General features: G+C 68.1%; 2 protein-coding genes and 1 pseudogene. All 3 read left to right on the forward strand.

The genetic code is table 11. The annotated features are described in order from the left end of the window. Nucleotides 1-501: 501 nt before the first annotated feature. Nucleotides 502-1746 carry a branched-chain amino acid ABC transporter substrate-binding protein gene (locus RIF68_RS31375; protein ID WP_309054655.1) on the forward strand — a complete coding sequence of 415 codons (1245 nt, stop codon included), beginning with the start codon at nt 502-504 and terminating at the stop codon, nt 1744-1746. 113 nt (nt 1747-1859) lie between these two features. Beyond that, the gene (locus RIF68_RS31380) at nt 1860-2792 is read left to right on the forward strand and encodes a branched-chain amino acid ABC transporter permease (RefSeq protein WP_309054656.1); all 933 of its coding nucleotides are present in this window, start codon (nt 1860-1862) and stop codon (nt 2790-2792) included. Continuing rightward, nucleotides 2789-3441: pseudogene (locus RIF68_RS31385) on the forward strand (branched-chain amino acid ABC transporter permease); the annotation flags it as partial. The gene RIF68_RS31380 and the pseudogene RIF68_RS31385, both read left to right, overlap by 4 nt.

Here is a 3441-nt window from a genome sequence, read left to right on the forward strand (position 1 = left end):
GCCCGGCACGGCGAGTGCTCCGGGGGAATGATCCCGGCCGGATCACCGGCCCCGCGATGATCACCCTCCGTAACAATCCCGCAATGCGCGGCCGAGGTGCCCCCGTCCGCCCGTCCGTCCGCTGGCACCGCGCCCGCTGTCCGATATCCGGAGACCCCTCTCAGGGCGCCGTCAGGAGCATGATCCGCTCAAGCCCCTTAGCGGAACTGCGGGTTCTCAGTATGTGAACACCGCACTACCGACCGCTGTGCCCGCATTTGCCCACCGCTTGCACACGGCATCCGCCCGTCGGCATAACAAGACAGTCACATCATGACCTCGGCGCTCCCCGCCGTTCCCCAGCTGCGCCTAGAGTCACGGCCAGTCACCGCGCCGCCGGGCGCCTGCACTGCACGGCCCCGCTCGACCCCGTACGGCCCGGCATCGAAAACGGCACCTCCAGCTTCACGCTTCACGGCACCGCCTCAGCTCGAGGGGGCCGCGCCAGGGAAAGGATTCTTCGTGCGACACCGTTCACTGCTCATCCTCACCAGCGTTCTCACCACCGGAGCGCTCACCCTCACCGCCTGCGGTTCGCGCGACGACAAGGGCGGCTCCGGCGGCGGTGACGGCAACGGCGGCGGTGGCACGACCGTCGTCATCGGCGTCGACGCACCGCTGACCGGCTCGCTCTCCGCGCTGGGCCAGGGCATCAAGAACTCGGTGGACCTGGCGGTCAAGACCGCCAACAAGAACAACGAGGTCCCCGGCGTCACGTTCAAGATCGAGGCCCTGGACGACCAGGCCGTCCCCGCCTCCGGCCAGGCCAACGCCACGAAGCTGGTCGGCAACAAGGACGTCCTCGGCGTCGTCGGCCCGCTGAACTCCGGCGTCTCCCAGCAGATGCAGGGCGTCTTCGCCGCCGCCAACCTGGCCCAGGTCTCCCCGGCCAACACCAACCCGGCGCTCAGCCAGGGCGACAACTGGGGCAAGGGCGAGTTCAAGCGCCCCTTCAAGACCTACTTCCGCACCGCCGCCACCGACGTGGTCCAGGGCAAGTTCGCCGCCCAGTACCTCTTCAAGGACGCCGGCAAGAAGAAGGTCTTCGTCGTCGACGACAAGCAGACCTACGGCGCCGGTCTCGCGGCGATCTTCTCCGCCGAGTTCAAGCGCCTCGGCGGCCAGGTCGTCGGCACGGACCACGTGACGGTCAAGGAGACCGACTTCTCCTCCACCGCCGACAAGGTCAAGTCCTCCGGCGCCGACTCCGTCTACTTCGGCGGCCAGTACCCCGAGGGCGGCCTGCTCTCGGACCAGATCAAGAAGACCGGCGCCAAGATCCCCGTCATGGGCGGCGACGGCATCTACGACCCGGCCTTCATCAGCGCCTCCGCCGAGGCCAACGACGGTGACCTGGCCACCTCGATCGGCTACCCGGTCGAGAAGCTCGACACCGCCAAGAAGTTCATCGCGGACTACAACGCGGGCGGCTACAAGGACCCGTACGCGGCCTACGGCGGCTACTCCTACGACGCCGGCTGGGCGATCGTCCAGGCCGTCAAGTCCGTCGTCCAGGCCAACGGCGGCAAGCTGCCGTCCGACGCCCGCGCCAAGGTCACCGACGCCCTGGGCAAGGTCTCCTTCGACGGTGTGACCGGCAAGGTCTCCTTCGACGAGTACGGCGACACCACCAACAAGCAGCTCACGGTCTACAAGGTCCAGGGCGGCAAGTGGATCGACGTCAAGAGCGACACCTTCAACCAGTAGTCATCGCCCCGGCGGCCGGCCGGGAACCCCGTTCCGCCTGATCCACACCGCGCGAGGGCGCAAACAGCGCCCTCGCGCGGAGTCTTATCCGACAAGCTCATCGGAGGCCTGCGGTGCACGAACTGCCGCAACAGCTGGCCAACGGCCTGGCCCTCGGTGCTCTCTATGGCCTCATCGCCATCGGGTACACCATGGTCTACGGCATCGTCCAGCTCATCAACTTCGCCCACGGCGAGATCTTCATGATCGGGGGCTTCGGAGCCCTCACCACCTACACCGCTCTCCCGAGCGGAACGTCCCTGCTGGTGGCGATACCGCTCATGATCGTCGGTGGCGCGATAGCCTCCGTGGCCGTCGCCACCGCCGCCGAGCGGTTCGCGTACCGGCCGCTGCGCGGCGCGCCCCGGCTCGCGCCGCTCATCACCGCGATCGGTCTGTCCATCGCGCTCCAGCAGCTGGTCTGGCAGTTCTACCCGGACGCCAAGAAGGCCGTGAGCTTCCCCGAGTTCACGGGTGAGTCGTTCCAGATCTTCGGGAACCTCGCGATCCAGCGCGCCGACGCCTTCGTGCTCGTGCTCGCCCCGCTGTGCATGCTCGCCCTCGGCCTCTTCGTCTCCAAGAGCCGCAGCGGCCGCGCCATGCAGGCCACCGCGCAGGACCCGGACACCGCGAAGCTGATGGGCATCAACACCGACCGCATCATCGTCATGGCCTTCGCCATCGGTGCCGCGTTCGCCGCCGTCGCCGCCGTCGCGTACGGCGTCGACAAGGGCCAGATCAACTTCGAGATGGGCTTCATCCTCGGCCTCAAGGCCTTCACCGCGGCCGTCCTCGGCGGCATCGGCAACATCTACGGAGCGATGATCGGCGGCGTCGTCCTCGGCATCGCCGAGTCCCTCTCGATCGCCTACATCGAGGACATCCCCGGCATGCAGCAGCTCGGCGGCGGCGCCTGGGCCAACGTGTGGGCCTTCGTCCTCCTCATCCTCGTGCTCCTCGTACGGCCGCAGGGCCTGCTGGGCGAGCGCGTCGCGGACAGGGCGTGAGCACCATGACGAACACCTCCACCGAGACCACCCAGGTCATCGCGCTCCCCGAGGCCACCGCCCGCGCGATCACGATGGCCGGCGCCGTCGTCACGATCGCCTCCGCTTTCCTCGCCTGGACCTGGACCGATGCCTTCCCCGGTGATCTCACCGTGTACGGGTACCCGGCCGCCCTCCAGATGCTGACTGTCATCGGAGGCGCCCTCACTCTTCTCTTCGCTGTCACCGGTTACGGAATCCGCGGCCTCGGCTGGGTCAATCCGTCGGGTGGCAACAACGCGACCTTCTTCGCGGCCCTCGGCTCGCTCGCCACCACCCTCTACACGCTCATCGCGATCGCGATCGAACTGGGTGGGCTGGCCAACCTGGAGCCGGGCGGTGGCGTCGCCGCGGTCGGTGTGATCACCGCGTTCATCGGCACACTCGGCCTGCCGCTCGACCGCAAGAAGCGGGAGGATCTGCCGCGCTTCAACTGGCTCCTCGCGATCATCTTCGGTTTCGCGCTTTACGCCCTCTACCGCCGCATCCGTCTCGGGCGCGCGGAGCGCAAGCCCGCCCCCGCCAAGCCGCTGCCCTCCTGGGCCGAGATCCTGGTCATCGTCGCGGTCTTCGCGCTCGGTCTCTTCGTCGTCACCTTCGGCATCGACAC

The sequence above is a fragment of the Streptomyces sp. genome, from assembly GCF_031178505.1.
In the GTDB taxonomy this organism is placed as follows: domain Bacteria; phylum Actinomycetota; class Actinomycetes; order Streptomycetales; family Streptomycetaceae; genus Streptomyces; species Streptomyces gulbargensis.